General features: G+C 45.8%; 15 protein-coding genes. 10 read left to right on the forward strand and 5 right to left on the reverse strand.

The window, feature by feature from the left end:
* Positions 1-366: 366 nt before the first annotated feature.
* Positions 367-579, reverse strand: coding sequence for a hypothetical protein (locus ACOIT5_RS03340; RefSeq protein WP_423129047.1), 213 nt, complete (start codon positions 577-579; stop codon positions 367-369).
* 615 nt (positions 580-1,194) lie between these two features.
* Here ACOIT5_RS03340 and ACOIT5_RS03345 point away from each other — a divergent pair.
* A complete protein-coding gene (locus ACOIT5_RS03345) occupies positions 1,195-2,232 on the forward strand; it encodes a sensor histidine kinase (RefSeq protein ID WP_423129048.1) in 1,038 nt (345 codons plus the stop codon).
* A gap of 18 nt (positions 2,233-2,250) precedes the next feature.
* Complete coding sequence (locus ACOIT5_RS03350; protein WP_423129049.1) at positions 2,251-2,961, forward strand: LytR/AlgR family response regulator transcription factor; 711 nt, start codon at positions 2,251-2,253, stop codon at positions 2,959-2,961.
* Positions 2,962-2,984: 23 nt separating this feature from the next.
* Here ACOIT5_RS03350 and ACOIT5_RS03355 read toward each other — a convergent pair whose 3' ends face one another.
* The 3 genes from ACOIT5_RS03355 to ACOIT5_RS03365 all read right to left on the reverse strand — a co-directional run bounded on the left by ACOIT5_RS03355 (position 2,985) and on the right by ACOIT5_RS03365 (position 5,936).
* Positions 2,985-3,725 (reverse strand): nitroreductase family protein, encoded by a 741-nt coding sequence (locus ACOIT5_RS03355; protein WP_423129050.1) that lies wholly within the window; start codon positions 3,723-3,725, stop codon positions 2,985-2,987.
* A 51-nt stretch (positions 3,726-3,776) separates the two neighbouring features.
* Complete coding sequence (locus ACOIT5_RS03360) at positions 3,777-4,436, reverse strand: T9SS type A sorting domain-containing protein (RefSeq protein ID WP_423129051.1); 660 nt, start codon at positions 4,434-4,436, stop codon at positions 3,777-3,779.
* A 327-nt stretch (positions 4,437-4,763) separates the two neighbouring features.
* Positions 4,764-5,936 carry an IS4 family transposase gene (locus ACOIT5_RS03365; RefSeq protein WP_423126501.1) on the reverse strand — a complete coding sequence of 391 codons (1,173 nt, stop codon included), beginning with the start codon at positions 5,934-5,936 and terminating at the stop codon, positions 4,764-4,766.
* Positions 5,937-6,688: 752 nt separating this feature from the next.
* Here ACOIT5_RS03365 and gap point away from each other — a divergent pair.
* Positions 6,689-7,696 carry a type I glyceraldehyde-3-phosphate dehydrogenase gene (gene gap, locus ACOIT5_RS03370; RefSeq protein WP_423129052.1) on the forward strand — a complete coding sequence of 336 codons (1,008 nt, stop codon included), beginning with the start codon at positions 6,689-6,691 and terminating at the stop codon, positions 7,694-7,696.
* 126 nt (positions 7,697-7,822) lie between these two features.
* On the opposite strand, the gene ACOIT5_RS03375 is transcribed toward gap, so the two are convergent.
* Complete coding sequence (locus ACOIT5_RS03375) at positions 7,823-9,100, reverse strand: ABC transporter permease (RefSeq protein WP_423129053.1); 1,278 nt, start codon at positions 9,098-9,100, stop codon at positions 7,823-7,825.
* Positions 9,101-9,460: 360 nt separating this feature from the next.
* Here ACOIT5_RS03375 and ACOIT5_RS03380 point away from each other — a divergent pair, with 360 nt between their 5' ends.
* The 7 genes from ACOIT5_RS03380 to ACOIT5_RS03410 all read left to right on the forward strand — a co-directional run bounded on the left by ACOIT5_RS03380 (position 9,461) and on the right by ACOIT5_RS03410 (position 16,886).
* Positions 9,461-9,985 carry an IS1096 element passenger TnpR family protein gene (locus tag ACOIT5_RS03380; protein WP_423129054.1) on the forward strand — a complete coding sequence of 175 codons (525 nt, stop codon included), beginning with the start codon at positions 9,461-9,463 and terminating at the stop codon, positions 9,983-9,985.
* Positions 9,986-10,036: 51 nt separating this feature from the next.
* Positions 10,037-10,948 carry a tRNA (adenosine(37)-N6)-dimethylallyltransferase MiaA gene (gene miaA, locus ACOIT5_RS03385; RefSeq protein WP_423129055.1) on the forward strand — a complete coding sequence of 304 codons (912 nt, stop codon included), beginning with the start codon at positions 10,037-10,039 and terminating at the stop codon, positions 10,946-10,948.
* Positions 10,945-11,403 carry an NUDIX domain-containing protein gene (locus ACOIT5_RS03390; protein WP_423129056.1) on the forward strand — a complete coding sequence of 153 codons (459 nt, stop codon included), beginning with the start codon at positions 10,945-10,947 and terminating at the stop codon, positions 11,401-11,403. The genes miaA and ACOIT5_RS03390 overlap by 4 nt, the downstream gene beginning before the upstream one ends.
* 45 nt (positions 11,404-11,448) lie before the next feature.
* The gene (locus tag ACOIT5_RS03395) at positions 11,449-12,600 is read left to right on the forward strand and encodes a glycosyltransferase (protein WP_423129057.1); all 1,152 of its coding nucleotides are present in this window, start codon (positions 11,449-11,451) and stop codon (positions 12,598-12,600) included.
* 61 nt (positions 12,601-12,661) lie between these two features.
* Entirely contained in the window at positions 12,662-14,914 is a 2,253-nt protein-coding gene (locus tag ACOIT5_RS03400) for a RelA/SpoT family protein (protein WP_423129058.1), read from the forward strand.
* 67 nt (positions 14,915-14,981) lie between these two features.
* On the forward strand, positions 14,982-15,422 hold the full coding sequence (locus ACOIT5_RS03405; protein WP_423129059.1) for a Fur family transcriptional regulator: 441 nt from the start codon (positions 14,982-14,984) through the stop codon (positions 15,420-15,422).
* A gap of 186 nt (positions 15,423-15,608) precedes the next feature.
* The gene (locus tag ACOIT5_RS03410) at positions 15,609-16,886 is read left to right on the forward strand and encodes an adenylosuccinate synthase (protein ID WP_423129060.1); all 1,278 of its coding nucleotides are present in this window, start codon (positions 15,609-15,611) and stop codon (positions 16,884-16,886) included.
* Positions 16,887-17,354 lie beyond the last annotated feature (468 nt).

The following is a 17,354-nucleotide window of genomic DNA, read 5'->3' on the forward strand; positions in this document are numbered from 1 at the left end:
CAATCTCCGAAACATTCGCCTTTTGCTCAAATAAATGCCTGATCAGACAACCGTTCCGTCAGGAACATGGTATGGGTAGAAATTCCGGGGGTAGAAACCTTCCGTCCCGTACGGGACGGAACCGGTGCAGGGCCCTTGCTTTTTCTACCCATATTTAGCGCCTAACGGCGCCTCCGCCCTGATTTACGATGAAAACACAGCACAACAATGCCAATCTCCGCAACATTCGCCTGCTGCCCAAATAAATGCCTGATCAAACAACCGTTCCGTCAGGAACATGGTATGGGTAGAAAATTCGTCGCGGATATTTCCTACCGTCCCGTACGGGACGGGACCTGTACAGGGTCCTTGCTTTTCTACCCATATTTAGCGCCTGACGGCGCACCTGCCCCGATCTACGATGAAAATACAGCCCAACAAATGCCAATCTCCGCAACATTCGCCTGCTGCCCAAATAAATGCCTGATCAAACAACCGTTCCGTCAGGAACATGGTATGGGTAGAAAATCCGATTATGTCAACCCAATCCCCTCCCATACGGGACGGAACCGGTGCAGGGTCGTTGCTTTTTCTACCCATATTTAGCGCCTGACGGCGCCCCCGCCCTGATTTACGGTGAAAACACAGCCCAACAATGCCAATCTCCGCAACATTCGCCTGTTGCCCAAATAAATGCCTGATCAGACAACCGTTCCGTCAGGAACATGATATGGGTAGAAAATCCGGTTATGTCAACCCAATCCCGTCCCGTACGGGACGGAACCTGTACAGGGCCCTTGCTTTTCTACCCATATTTAGCGCCTGACGGCGCACCTGCCCTGATCTACGATGAAAATACAGCCCAACAAATGCCAATCTCCGCAACATTCGCCTGTTGCCCAAATAAATGCCTGATCAAACAACCGTTCCGTCAGGAACATGGTATGGGTAGAAAATCCGGTTATGTCAACCCAATCCCGTCCCGTACGGGACGGAACCTGTACAGGGCCCTTGCTTTTCTACCCATATTTAGCGCCTGACGGCGCCCCCGCCCTGATTTACGATGAAAACAATGCCTGATCAGACAACCGTTCCGTCAGGAACATGGTATGGGTAGAAAATGCGGTTAAGGTCAATCCAGGAAAAGAAATAGTTTTACCTTTATACCTTCAATTCTGATGAAATGATTGACCACTTTAGCCCGAGCGGTAGCCGATGACACTCAGTAAAAAATACCGGAGATTAAAAAATGCCGGGCACCTGCTGTTCTGGCTGTGCAGCCTCGGCTTTGCCCTTTCGGCCTTTTACGTGGTGTCGGAGCATAAGCTGGGGATCACGCCGGGAATCATCATCCGGTCGGTCATCATCAACCTGGGCTTTGCTTTTGCTGTTTATACCAACTTTTACCTGCTCATCCCCCGGTTTCTGAAAAAGAAGAACTATATTTTTTATATTTTCTGGCTGATTATCACCTTGTCTGCTTCGTCGTTGCTGATTATTTCGCTGTTTGTTGTCATGAAGCATCAGGCCTTTTCGAAACATCTGTTCTCTACCCATTTTTTCACATCGGCCGCCTATGTAGCCATTACTTCGCTGGCGAAATTCCTGACCGACTGGATTGAACTTCAGGACATTTCGTTAAGATACCATAAGGTTGAACGGGAAAAGCTGGAGGCTGAACTAAACACGCTGAAAGCCCAAATTAACCCGCACTTCCTGTTTAATAGTTTGAATAATATTTACTCGCTGTCGTTGGTCAACTCGGAAAAAACGCCTCAACTCATCCTGAAGCTTTCCGATTTAATGCGCCACGTGTTATACGAATCGCGCGAAAACTTTATCCCGCTGAAAAAGGAAATCGAATTTGTCCGGAACTTCATTGAACTTCAGCGCATCCGGCTAAGCGAAACGACCGACATCCGTTTCCAGGTGAACGGCGAAGCGGGCAACCAGTTAATCCTTCCGCTCTTGTTTGAACCCTTTATTGATAACGCGTTTAAACATGGCCCGCGATGTTCAACCGACAACGCGTTTATCCACATTTCCGTCACGATTGACCGGGAACAACTGTTTTTTGAAGTCAACAACAGTTGCGACGCGCAAACCCCCGGGAAGAAAGACAACGCGCACGGGATCGGGCTGAAAAATGTACGGCGGCGGCTCGCCTGTCTTTATAAAAATGAAGAATATGATTTAGACATCAGTAAAAAAGCGAATATATTTACCGTTCGTTTAAGGTTAACACTTAAATAACCCGAAAATTCAGCCTATATGAATGTGAAAGCAATCATCGTCGACGACGAACCCCTGGCCCGGCAGGTAATTATGCAATATGCCAGGGACATTCCCAACCTCGAAATTGTTTGCACCTGCGACAATGCCCTGGAAGCCAATCAAGCGATCCGGGAGAAACAAGTCGACCTGATGTTTCTCGATGTGAACATGCCCAAACTCTCGGGGCTTGATTTTTTGAAAAACCTGAAACAACCGCCTTTGGCTATTTTAACGACCGCCTATACCGATTATGCTTTGGAGGGTTACGAGTTAAACATTTTGGATTACCTGAAAAAGCCCTTTGGGTTCGACCGCTTTTTTAAAGCCTTTCAAAAAGCCGAAGAACAACTGACTTTGCTTGCCAAGGCGCCTGCCAGCGGAAACGAGCAGAAATACATTTTCATCAAATCGAATAAAAAAGCAATCCGGGTCGAAATCGGGGACATCAGTTTCATTGAAGGATTAGGCGATTATATAAAAATTCACCTGAAAGACAGCCACCTGGTCACCAACCTGTCGATGAAAAAGATGGAAGAACTGTTGCCTGCGGGCGAGTTTTTCCGCATTCACAAATCTTTCATCATTCGCCTCGACCGTATTCTATCCATCGAAGGGAACCTGGTTGAAATCGGCAAACACAAGCTCCCCGTCGGCAACAATTTTCGTCAGGCATTTAACGATTTGATTGAACAGCGTTTTATCAAATAGAAAAACCGGGGCCGGCGCTGAGGCTAAAGCTCAAAACCTTGTTCCCGGATGACCTTCAGCAGCTTTTCGGAGAAAAACCGGTTATCGGCTTTTTTATAGCGGACATCTGTAAAGACCTGCGCCAGATTTTCTTTTCCGTTTTCTTTAACAAAGCCGACCGAACTTTCCAGGGCTTCTTTTTCGCGGTATAACTCGTCAATCCATTCGGGCGAATAGTCGCGGTATTTTTCCTCGTGTACCACGGCCTTCAGGGGCAGGCGGTCGGTTAAGCCCGGGTCCTGGCCGGGGTATCCAAGGCTGATGGCGGTAACCGGCAGCACACCTTTCGGCAAATTCAACGTTTCAATAATTTTATCGGCGTTATACAAGGCTGTTCCCAGGTAGCAAATACCCAGTCCCTGCGCCTCGGCTGCCAGACAAATATTCTGGGCAAAAAGCATGGCATCAATCGTCGCGTTCATCAGCCACAATAAATTATCATAACCGGCATCTGCTTTCCTGAATTCACACCAGCGGTTAAAACGGCGAACATCGGCGCAAATGGTCAGCAATACCGGGGCCTGGGTTACCATCGGCTGGTTAAAATGAAAAGGCGCCATTTGGGCCCTATTCTCCTGGTCGCGCGTTACGATAACGCTGTAAAGCTGCATGTTGCCGGTATTCGATGCGCGGGTGCCTGCTTCCAGAATCCGATCAAGTATTTCAGGTGAAACTTCATCCGCTTTAAATTTCCGGATGGAGCGGTGTTGGAATAAAAGGTCCATAATCTTTTGCAAAAAGAAGTTTTACAGACCGCAAAGGTAATTAATTTTAAACTACCGTTTTACTAATCGTTTTGTATCAATAACAAGCTGGTTGTCGGTAACCAGGGTAATGTAGTATACGCCATTCTTTAAGTCGCTGGTGTCAATCTGGCCTGAAGGTCTGTCGATTGTTTTCACCCGCTGACCAATCACATTGGTGATGATTACCGATGTCAGCCTATCGGCATTCGTCACCGTGATCTGATTAACGAAAGGATTTGGAAACACATTAAAATCATTCGCACGCGAAGCCGGGTCGTCTACTTCAACGGCTTTTCCGTTGGCCGTGGTGAACATCCAGGCGCCCGAAGCAGGAATCCCGTCAAAGCTGTTCCCCGATAAGTCCTGAACGGCGCCGGCATCCATTGTCACCCGGTAAGTCGAATAATTCTTCAGTCCGCCGTTTTTCAGAAATAAGGCGCCGGGAATGGTCAGTACGTTCCCGCTGATCATATCCGGGCTAACCGGAACCTTCAGGGCCGGCCCTGGGCCTGAAGCCTGAACAATCGTGATGTTCCCGCCGGCCGCGGTTAATTCAATATTTTCATCGAAAGTAAAAACAAAACCGGGATGATTACCGTCCATCGCGAGTGGCTCGGACGACAAGGATAAAACAGCAGGCGGCTTATTGTCCCTCTGACCTGAAATGTCCGGGTCTGATGCTTTAGCCATTCCCGCACACAATATAAAAACAGATAAAAGCTGAGTAGAGATTTTTATCATATAAATACCTTTATGTGTCCTGTCTGAAAAGAAAACTCATCAAAATTGTCTTTTCCTTCTTGTCGTATCGCTACGAAAATGATAAAAAACCTTCGTACAAGTCTACCGCTGTTAAGCACAAACCTAATTCTTTTAAACAAAATATACAAGCCCTTTCGCGCCTATAAACGATCATTTATTAACCACAAACTGTTCATGAAAATCATAAAAATCTTATTTCCAGGAGGATTGCGGTACATTATTTACACTCACTAGTGTCCAATAAATTTTCAATAACTAATACTTAAAGGCAAATTCAAGTTGAGCGGCTTGTTCATATATATCATCAATGTCCCCGGAGGTCAGGAAAAGATCTCTGATGTTCGTTTTGTCTGTCAGTACTCTACTGATCACGCGAAGCACATTGAATGTAGTCCTGCCCAACTGGCAGTCATGCTCGACGATGGCCACCAGACAGTATGTGATAACCGCAACATAAATTTGTATCCTCACGGCATTCTCGGTATTGCCCCAGAAGGATGTGACACGGAGATGTTGCTTTATCCACCGAAAAAACAGCTCCACCTGCCAGCGTTGCTTATACAGCATGGCGATGTCTTTGGCCTTGATGCTGACATTGTTGGTCAGGAAGGTGAACGTTCTTTTAAGGTCAGGAGCATAGTAAACGATCCTTCTCAACACGCAGGGATACTTCTTTTGGGTCTGGTAGCCGGTAAGGCGTATCGTCTGGTCAAGCAAAACGTTGTCCGCTCCATCCAAAAGCTCTTCACCATCAATAACTTCATACTTAAGGTGAGACTTCTGTCGGATGACAAACCAGGAACCGATCGTGTTGAATGTATGCAGCCTTGCGAGGTCATAATATCCCTTGTCAAAAATGTAGAACGCATACGGCTCATAGGGAATCTCATCCATCACATTCACGTCGTGAACTTTTGCTTCCGTAATATGAATGTAAGTCGGTATTTGGGTTACTACGTCAAAGAGTGTGTGAACTTTGATGCCACCCTTGTTCTTTCTAAAGTATGCCCACTTGAACAAGCTCAGGCAAAGATCTATCGTGGTGGAATCGAGCGCATAGAACTTTCCACGCAATTCGAATGGTCTGTTGATTCGCTTGCTTTGAGCAAGATTAATCATGAAAAAGGCAAACTCTTCAAATATCTTGTAGTCCCGGTTCATATTGGCATAGGAAAGATTGCTCAGTTTAATCTCTCCGGTGCCAAATCCGAGATGGTAGCTCTTGCTTTTGATAGCGTCAATTATGCACGCGACCTCTCTGAGGCTGTCACACGAGGCCAATTGCCCATACATCATGACGAGCAATTGGTTCCAGCAGGTGAATGTCTTCACCCATTTGTCTCCGTTATGTCGCTTAACAATCATATCAAAAACTCTCTTTGGCAGGAACTCTACCAGTTGACTGAATACATATTTGCCGCTGTTCATATTTGCCCGGGTTTATTTCCAGGCTGCAAGATGCGAAATGAATTCAAATCGACACGTGGATTATTTGCTTTTAATTGACTATATTATAATAACTTACAAAGGTTTCTAAAAAAATCTTTTGGACACTAGTGATTTACACTAATTATTTTTTATTGTATCGTTTTATTTACCAAAAAGCATGCTGTACTTCCGGCATTTCACTTATCGGTCCCGAGAAAAAATGAGGATTTTCACTGCCGGTAAGCAAGAATTTCAGGCATACGTAATAAATGGGTTCCCTGGGCGTTATTTAGAGAACAATTACCGTGAAAGTATGAAGAAGAACGTGAAAGTAATTTTATTAGCAGCGTGTGTTTCAGGCATTTTTATGGTTTCATGCAAAATTTGCGAATGCCCGGCTTATTCACTGCAAAAAACCGTCCCGGAGATCCATTCAACACAGGACCATACCCCAGCCATCACTGAATCGGACGAAACCTTATCATAATCCGATTTTTCTAAACATAAGTTCTTATTCCGAATTACATTCAGGTGTATCGATGTTGACAGATCTGTCTTTATCCGGTTAATGGCCGGACAAACGATGACTGTTTCTGCAACATTAATTAAATTTTAAACTCTTCTTAAAAAAAATAAAAGGAAAACAAAAAATTTGACGGTACAGATTATAGTTCGTTATTTTGTGTGGCTAAAAAAAATAAAGCTGATAAGTCAAAGAATAAATCTTTCAATTAATTATTAAACTATCAACTATGTCAAAAATTAAAATCGGTATCAACGGATTTGGCCGTATCGGTCGTTTCGTTTTCCGTCAGGCTATTGCAAAAGGTACAATACAGGTAGTTGCCATCAACGACCTGATTGATGTAGATTACATGGCTTACATGTTAAAATACGATTCTACTCACGGTTTATTTAAAGGTGATGTTGAAGTAAAAGACGGTAAACTGATCGTAAACGGCGAAGCCATTCGCGTTACTGCTGAACGGAATCCGGCTGACATTAACTGGGGAGCTGTAGGCGCTGAGTACGTTGTTGAATCAACAGGTTTGTTCCTTGAAAAAACCAAAGCCCAGGGTCATATCGACGCCGGCGCTAAAAAAGTGATCTTCTCTGCTCCTTCAAAAGACGATACGCCAATGTTTGTGATGGGTGTTAACCACACTTCGTACAAAAACGACATGAATTTTGTTTCCAACGCTTCATGTACCACTAACTGTCTGGCTCCGATTGCCAAAGTATTGAATGACAAATTCGGTATCCTGGAAGGTTTGATGACGACCGTTCATGCCACTACGGCAACACAAAAAACAGTTGATGGTCCTTCGGCTAAAGACTGGAGAGGTGGCCGCGGCGCCGGACAAAACATTATTCCTTCGTCAACAGGCGCTGCTAAAGCCGTAGGTAAAGTTATTCCTTCGCTGAATGGCAAACTGACCGGTATGGCTTTCCGCGTTCCGACTCCCGACGTATCAGTTGTTGACCTGACTGCCCGTTTGGAAAAACCAACGACTTACGCCGAAATCTGTGCTGCCATGAAAGAAGCTTCTGAAGGCGAATTGAAAGGCATCCTGGGTTACACCGAAGATCAGGTTGTTTCAAACGACTTCATTGGCGACACCCGTACTTCAATTTTCGACGCCGGCGCCGGTATTCAGTTGTCACCTACTTTCGTTAAAGTTGTATCATGGTACGACAACGAAATGGGTTATTCGGCAAAAGTGTGCGAATTGATCCAGTACATGGACTCAGTGAAATAATCAACTCCCGTGATTCCCGAAAGGGAAAGAAACGAGATCGAACGATATGAAAAGGTGTTACGGATGTAACGCCTTTTTTTTGTTCAGGGCAGGTCGATAATCAAAATGACTAAAACGGCGCGACATTTATTCGTACCTCAGGCTTTCAATCGGATCGAAACGGGCAGCTTTCTGGGCCGGATAATATCCGGATAAGATACCGACAAAGAAACACAACACCACGCCAACCAAAATCCAAAGCCAGGGGACGATAAAAGAACTACCGATAATCATCGAAACGATGTTGCCCATCAGAATTCCGAGCACAATTCCCAACAGGCCGCCCATTTGCCCGATAATCACCGCCTCAATCAAAAACTGTTGCCTGATAAGCCGTGCATTGGCCCCGATTGCTTTTCGAATCCCGATTTCCCGGGTGCGCTCAGTGACCGAAACCAGCATAATATTCATCAAGCCAATGGCAGCCCCCAGCAGGGTGATGATGCCGATAATAGTAGCCACCAGGGTAATATTTTTGATATTCTTCAGCAACATTTTCACCATGTTGTCGCTTTTTTCAATATTAAAATCCGATTCGTCAGCCGGACTTAAGCCCCGTATAATCCGGAAAGTACCCTCACTTTCGCCGATGGCGGCATCAACCAGTTGTGTTTGATCGACCTTTACCTGGATATTGAAATTCATTCTGGGCCGGGAAAAGTAGGAGCGGACATTCGAATATGGCAACAGACAGATCTCGTTGCCTCCGCCGCCAAACGCCCCTCCCTTCGGTTTCAGCGTACCCACCACCAGGTAACGTCCGTTGCCAATGGTCACTTCCTTTTCAAGCGGATTCTCGCCAGCATCAAACAGGCGCCTGACCAGCCTGTCGCCCAGCAAAACCACATTGCGCCCCGACTGAACATCTTCGGACAATAAGTTTCGGCCCGACTGAATTTCAAAACCGGAGGTGTATATATAATTTTCATCAATCCCGGTTACCGAAACGTTTGGGTTCGATTTCTTCGACCGGTATTTCACCGTGGCTGTCCCGGTTGCATTCACCGACACCGAAACCATCGCCGGGAAGTCGAAGCGTTCTTTAAAATCTTTCGCCTGATAATAATTGATGTAACTATAGTTTTTTGTACGATACCGCTGATTACCAATATCAACGCGCATCCCCCGGGAGGTAATGGTAAAGGTATTCACGCCCATAAACGTAAACTCTTTGGTTATTGAGGCTTTAATCGAATCAATGGCCGTTAAAATTCCAACCAAGGCGGTAATCCCCACGGCAATAATCAATACGGTAAGAATGCTCCTTAATAAATTCGTCCGCACCGAAATCAGGGCGATCCTTAAATTCTCGAAAAACAGGGTTGTATACCGCATGGTTGATTTGTCGTTAAATTGGCAAGTCAAGTTCTTAAATAATTACGTGATTAACAAGAGGCGGCTTGCGTCGTTGTGATAAACAAAGTAAAAAAAAGATTGAAAAGACGACGGCCCTCTCCCGCCCGGCTTATTCGAACATCCGCATCCGATCATTCAAAAAGTTCATGAATAACTGAACGTATGCGAATTTTATTCTAAACCGCCAAACCTTCTGTTCATAAAAAAACCAATCTTAAACCTCACGCTCCCAAACACTTGAAATTCACATTTTTTTAGTTAATATTTTTTAACATTTATTACCTAACCTTTCCCGGACATCGCCGTTAAACATGCCTGTATGTGTAAACCGAATAAAATTTTACATAACAAAAAAAGAATGTTTAGCGTATGATTCACCATTTCAAAATTACAGCTGTAGAAGAACCCGGATTTATGCTGAATGTAGCTTTGGATGGCCAACATACGTTTGCTGACTTCCACTACTGTATCCAACATGCTTGTAGTTACAGCCCCGACCAACTGGCATCTTTCTTCCAGGCGGGTAAAAATTGGGGCAAACAAGTTGAAATTACGTTACTGGACATGGGAACTGACGACTCCTCAGGTTATACGATGGGAAAAACCCGCATCGAAGATGTTCTTAAGGGTGAACAACAGCGTATGCTGTATGTATTCGACTTTTTTCATGACAGATCTTTTTATATTGAATTAACGCAAATATCTATGGGACAAAATCAATTAGAACCTTCAGTCATTTCGGTGAATGGAAATGCTCCTTCCCAGGTACTGGAAGAAGAGTTAGAAGTACAAGCCTATGAGGCACTTTATCCGGACGAGCGATTTGATTACGGTGATGTAGATGATTATACCGAAATTTTTGGTGAAATGGAAGATTGGATGGAAGGGTCATAAACCCTTCCTTTTTTTTTGAAAAGCCCTACCTTTGCCCCATAGGTAATTAAAATGAATAAAACGCTGATTGTACTTTTGGGGCCAACAGGAATCGGGAAAAGCGATATCAGCATCCGGCTGGCACAACATTTTCACTCCGACATTATTTCGTCCGACTCGCGGCAGATTTATCGCGAACTTTCTGTCGGGACCGCTGTCCCTCCCCCGCACGACCTGCAAACCGTCAAACATCATCTGATTCATAGCCATTCCGTTTATGACTATTACAGCGCAAGCCGCTTTGAAAAAGATGCCTTGCAAATTTTGGAAACCATTTTTGAGGTGAATGATCTGGCCATCATGACCGGCGGTTCCATGTTATACATCGATGTTGTATGCAAAGGAATCGACGATATTCCTGATGCCGACCCCAAACTACGGGCCGAACTCGTTGCCGAATACGAAGAAAAAGGTATTGAACACTTACGGCTCCAACTGAAACAACTCGACCCGCAGTACTACGAACAGGTTGACCTGAAAAATCACAAGCGCCTGCTGCACGCTCTGGAAATTTGCCTGGCAACCGGACGAACTTACTCTTCGTTCAGAACCGAACAGGTAAAAAAACGCCCGTTCGACATCCTGAAAATTGGCTTAAACTGCGAGCGGGAAGAACTTTATGCCCGCATCAACCGTCGTGTTGAAAAGATGATGGAAGCGGGACTGGAAGAAGAAGCCAGACGGGTATATCCGCTCCGGCATCTGAATTCGCTGAACACCGTAGGTTATAAAGAATTATTCTCCTGGTTTGACGGAGAAACAGACCGGGAAACAGCCATTGAACTGATCAAACGAAATTCGAGACATTATGCCCGGAAACAACTCACCTGGTTTCGGAAAGATCAGGATATCAACTGGTTTACCCCCGGAGATGAGCGGGAAATCATCCGGTTTATTCAAAACAAACTACACTCAAAAGCATGAATCATTCAATCCCGTCTAAATTCAACATCCGTGTTTACGGCCTGTTTTTGAACAAGCGCTATGAGGTTTTGGTTACCGACGAGTTTCAACTGGATACCAGGATGACCAAATTCCCGGGAGGCGGTTTGCATTTTGGCGAAGGAACCATTGACTGCCTGATCAGGGAAATGCGGGAAGAATGCAGCCAGGAAATTGATAATATTACCCATTTCTACACGACCGATTTTTACCAGAAAGCTTTATTTTACGACGATCATCAGCTCGTCAGCATTTACTACGCGGCCACGCTGAAAGAACCCTTAAACTTTCGGATCTCAAAAAACAGATTCGATTTTGACGAAAAAAACGGCCGTCAGTCGTTTCGGTGGATCCCTGTTGAACTACTGGAGCCGGAAGAATTTACCTTCCCGATTGATAAACATGTAGTAACTTTGCTGAAAAACAAATCAAAATAAACAAATTACCTGCTATTTGAATAAATATCCGGAATTAAGCAACTCATGAAACAAACCATCAGAACAATAAAAATCATCGGGCCGGCCTATCCCTACAGGGGCGGTCTGGCCAGTTACAACGAACGCCTGGCCCGCGAGTTTGCCAAACAGGGATACCGGGTTGACCTGGAAACGTTCACCCTCCAATACCCTGACCTGCTTTTTCCCGGGAAAACGCAGTATGTAGACGGGCCTCCGCCGGCCGACCTGCCGGTCAAACGTACCGTCAATTCCATTAATCCGTTTAACTGGTTAAAAACCGGCTTACGCATCAGGAACGAAAAACCCGACTTGCTGCTGGTGCGCTACTGGCTTCCGTTTATGTCGCCGGTACTGGGCAGTATCTGTCGTTTGGTCCGTAAAAACAAACACACACGCGTCATTTGCCTTGCCGACAACATCATTCCCCACGAAAAACGACCGGGAGATACCTTACTGACCCGTTATTTCCTGAAAAGCATTGACGGCATGGTGGCTATGTCGCAATCGGTTTTAAACGACATGGACCGGTTTCGCGCAAAACTGCCCCGGGCGCTTTGTCCCCATCCCTTGTTCGATAATTACGGAGAAAAACTCGACCGGACTGAAGCCAAATTTCTGCTTGGCCTTGAACCCAACACCAGCTACCTGCTTTTCTTCGGGTTTATCCGCGATTACAAGGGCCTGGATATCCTGCTGAAAGCCTTTGCCGATGAACGGTTGAAAAAATTACCGGTAAAACTGATTGTTGCCGGGGAATTTTACACCAAACCGGAGCCTTACCTCCAACTGATCGATGAGCTGAAACTGAAAGACCGGCTCATCCTCCATACCGATTTCATTCACGACCAACTGGTGAACCGGTATTTCAGCGCCGCCGACCTGATTGTTCAACCCTATAAAAGTGCAACGCAAAGCGGCGTTACCCAAATCGGCTATCATTTCGAGAGAGCGATGCTGGTAACAAATGTCGGCGGCCTGGCCGAAATTATTCCTGACCAAAAAGTCGGCTATGTGGTGGAGCCAAACGAAAAATCAATTGCCGATGCCCTGGTTGATTTTTATCAGCATAACAGGCAGGCAGCATTTGAAGCAAACATGGTTCAGGAAAAAAAGAAGTTCTCCTGGTCCAACCTGGTTGACGCATTTTTAACAGTTTACAGGCAAATCGGCTCATAAAATACAAATCTACCTGAAATCGATTATATTTACCGATTACAATTCAATTACAGGCCAGGAAATGCAGGACGGGATCAGTAAATTACAGACCAAGGCAGATCAACGCTTAATCGCCGATTATTATGACGATCTGACACGTTCGTTCGACCAACGAATTTCTGAAGAAGGGCGTGAGCGGATCAGGAAAGCGTTTGAGTTTGCAAACAGCGCCCATGCCGGCATAAAAAGAAAATCGGGCGAACCGTACATTATCCATCCCCTGGCTGTCGCGAATATTGTATCCGGCGAAATCGGGCTGGGGGTAACCTCCATTCTCGCTGCCATTCTGCACGATGTGGTGGAAGATACCGATTATACCCTCGACGACATTGAAAATCTTTTTGGTGAGAAAGTGGCGGTCATTGTGGATGGGTTGACGAAGTTATCGGACGAAATTACCTCGCAGCACGACTCCCGGCAAGCCACCAACTTCAGGAAAATGCTGATGACCTTATCCGACGATGTGCGGGTGATCCTGATTAAGCTGGCCGACCGCCTGCACAACATGCGGACCCTCGAAAGCATGCCCCCCCACAAACAACTGAAAATTGCCGCCGAAACGCTTTATATTTTCACCCCGCTTGCCCACCGCCTCGGCCTGTATGCCATAAAAACCGAACTGGAAGACCTCAGCCTGAAATACAAACAACCGGAAACTTATAACCTGATTAAATTTCGCCTCCACAACCAGAAAGAACGCCGGGATTACCTGGTTGAAGAATTTATTAAACCCATAAAAACAGAACTGGAAAAAGAAGGCGTTGAATTCAGCATCTCGGAACGGCTGAAATCCATTTACTCCATCTGGAACAAGATGCAGACAAAAGGGGTTTCGTTTGACGAAATTTACGACCTGCTGGCCATCCGGATTGTTTTTAAGCCCAAAGAAGGCGTTTCGGAAAAACGACAGTGTTTTGACATCCTTTCGCTGATCACCGATATTTACAAACCGAAACCCGACCGGATCCGCGACTGGATTACCATCCCGAAAGCCAATGGCTACGAAGCTTTACACGTAACCGTTATGGGGCCGCAGGGAAAATGGGTGGAAGTACAAATCCGCACCGAACGGATGGATGCCATTGCCGAACGCGGTTTTGCCGCCCATTACAAATACAAAGGCGTGCAGTCGCCCGAATCGGAACTCGACCGCTGGCTGGAAAAAATCAGGGAAATGTTGCAAAACCCGGAATCTGATGTCCTCGAGTTCCTGGATGATTTCAAGATGAACCTGTATGCATCCGAAATTGTCGTATTCACCCCGAAAGGGCGGATGGTGACCCTTCCCAAAGGATCTACCATCATCGACTTTGCTTACGAAATACACACCGATTTGGGAAATCACTGCATCGGGGCAAAAATTAACCACAAACTGGTACCGGTCAGCCACAAGCTCGAAAGCGGCGACCAGGTGGAAATCCTGACTTCCAAAACCCAAAAACCGGATATCGACTGGCTAAAGTTTATTATTACCGCCAAAGCGAAAACAAAAATTAAGCAAGCCTTCAAACTGGATAAAAAACGCCACCTGGAACAAGGTCGCGACCTGATTGAAAATAAACTGAAAGAATACAAAATCACCCCCTCATCGGATACCCTCAAGAAGTTAACGGCTTATTACAACCTGTCGAACAAAGACCAGCTATACGCCCAGGCGGGAATGGGCTTTATCGATCTCAATGACCTGGAGAATATCCTGAAATCGCGCAGGCAAAACAAGCTGGCCAAATACTGGAAACTAACGTTCAACTGGAAAAAAGACCCGGGAGACGATGAACTCGAACTTGAAATCCCGGACAAAAGAATTGATAAGAAAAACACCTTCATCTTAAAAGAGGACCCGGAAGAAGCCAACTACTCGCTGGCCAAATGCTGTCAGCCAATTCCCGGCGACAATGTACTGGGCTACCTCACGTCGACCAACCACGTGGTGATTCATAAGCGCAACTGCCCCGAAGCCAACAAACTGATGTCGCAACAAGGCGACCGCATCATTACGGCCGAATGGACAAAATTCAAAAAGCGGTCGTATCTCACCCGGTTAAAACTAAACGGCTTCGACCGCGTGGGCGTGGTCAGCGAAATCACCAATGTGATCTCAAAACTGAACAACATCAATATGCGCACCGTTATGTTCGATACGCACGACGGCATTTTTGAAGGTGAACTATATCTCTACATCCACAACGTCGACGACCTGAACAACCTGATCGCCCGCCTCATGAAAATCAAAGGGATAGACACGATTGAACGCATCGAAAAAATCGATGATTAATTTTTATTTAGACTAAACTATCTGAAAAAATTTCTATTTTTGGGCTTTATTTAAAATTGGTTTAAATATGAATAGCCCTAAGACGAAAGAAACGGTGAAGAACATGTTCACTGAATATTTGGAGAGACACAATCACCGGAAAACGCCTGAGCGCTTTGCTATTTTAGATGAAATTTACTCACGCGAGGGCCATTTCGATATCGAATCGCTTTACATCTCGATGAAGAATAAGAATTACCGGGTCAGCAGGGCTACACTCTATAATACCATTGATCTTTTGCTCGAGTGCAAAGTAGTGGTGAAACACCAGTTCGGTAAAAATATTGCTCAATTCGAAAAAACCTTTGCCACCTTGCAGCACGACCACCTGATTGATATTAACACCGGAAATGTACATGAATTTTTCGATCCCCGGATCCGCGAAATCATTGAAGAAGCCTGTTTGAAGTATAATTTCAAACTGTCTCATCATGCCTTGTACATCTATGGCGAACAGATCGACCGCTAATTGAATCAGCCGCTTCGAATAATATTAAAATCCTCTGTTGAATGAGGATTTTTTTATGCCCGTTGCGAAAATAATTTGTAATTTTATCTGCCAAATGAAATTCAAACCGGCACCGTGGAAATCAGCCATGTAAAAAGACCTGATCTCCGCGGTTTACTTTGTCTGGAAATTCGTAAACCACATATCATGAAAGTAGATGTCATTTTAGGACTCCAATGGGGAGATGAGGGAAAGGGAAAAATTGTTGACGTGTTAACGCCAAAATACGATGCCATTTCCCGTTTTCAGGGCGGGCCAAATGCCGGCCACACACTCGAAATTAATGACTTTAAACACGTGCTGCATACCATCCCGTCCGGAATTTTTCATGAAAATAAGATCAACATCATTGGAAATGGTGTTGTGCTCGATCCCATCGTTTTCAAAAAAGAAATCGAAGGAATCCGGAAATACGGGATCGACCTGCACAAAAACCTGTTTATCTCGCGAAAAGCACACCTGATTCTGCCCACGCACAAGTTACTCGACGCGGCCTCGGAAACAGCCAAAGGTGAAACAAAAATCGGTTCGACCCTGAAAGGCATCGGCCCGACGTACCGAGACAAAATAGGCCGCGAAGGACTGCGTGTAGGCGACCTGTTTGAAAATTTCGAAGAAAAATATTCAAGCCGCGTCGAGGCCCACAAAGAATTGCTCGAAAAGTTTTACAAGTTCGACTACAAACAACTGCTGGAAGAATGGGAAAAAGAATGGATGGAAGGCATTGAGGTGTTGAAATCGTTCCGGATTGTCGACAGCGAGCATCTGATCAATGATCTGCTGATGGACGAAAAATCAGTCCTGGCGGAAGGTGCACAGGGGACCCTGCTGGATATCGATTTTGGCTCATACCCGTTCGTTACCTCATCCAATACCATTTGTGCCGGCGCATGCACCGGCTTGGGCATAGCCCCGCAAAAAATCGGTCGCGTATTCGGCATTTTCAAAGCCTATTGCACCCGAGTGGGAATGGGCCCGTTTCCAACCGAGCTGCTTTGCGAGACCGGACAAAAACTGCGCGATGCAGGCCGCGAATACGGTTCCACCACCGGGAGGCCCCGTCGTTGCGGCTGGCTCGACCTGGTAGCCCTTAAATATTCGATCATGATCAACGGCGTTACCGAACTGTTCATGATGAAAGCTGACGTGCTGGATGATTTTGATACCATCAAAATTTGCGTCGGCTACGAAATAAACGGAGAAGTAACCGACAAATTTCCTTTTGAACTGAATGACAAAGTGAAACCGGTGTATGCCGAACTGCCGGGATGGAAAACCGACCTGACCAGGCTGACGCATGAAAACGAATTCCCTGAAGAATTCAACAACTACATCGCCTTCATTGAAGAAGAAACCGGACTTCCGGTTACCATTGCTTCGGTTGGCCCCAACAGGGCGCAAACAATTTTGCTGGAAAAAGAATAATTGGTCACTTTAAAAGCGCCTGAGTACCTAAGTACCTAAGTGGCAAAGTAAAACTGCGACTTGCTACCGTTCTCCCGTCTCCCGTCTCCGTTAATTGATCATTGGAGCTTGGGGCTTGGGGCTTGGAGCTTACACCTTGCAGCTTGCTACCCGCAGTAGAACCGCGACTGAACACTGGTACCGATGAGCATAGCAAGGTGGGAATAAAGAGACGGAGATAGCAAGCTCATGGCCCTATGCCCGGGGCCTCCACCCGGGAGGGGTGACATGTCGGTAGCCCCGGGTAAATCAGGCAACTGCCGGAGAAACCCGGGGATCTGGCCAGATCATGGTAAGGCGCAGCCACCAATGGCTCAATGATTTCCCGGGATTCATGCGCCGCACCCGTAACGGCCTCCTCAAGAAGAATTTAAACACGAAGTCACCAGGGCACGATTTACCGGAGACGGGAGAAAGTTTCAGTGATTC

The organism is Gaoshiqia hydrogeniformans (assembly GCF_049347105.1).
Taxonomy (GTDB): Bacteria; Bacteroidota; Bacteroidia; order Bacteroidales; family Prolixibacteraceae; genus Gaoshiqia; species Gaoshiqia hydrogeniformans.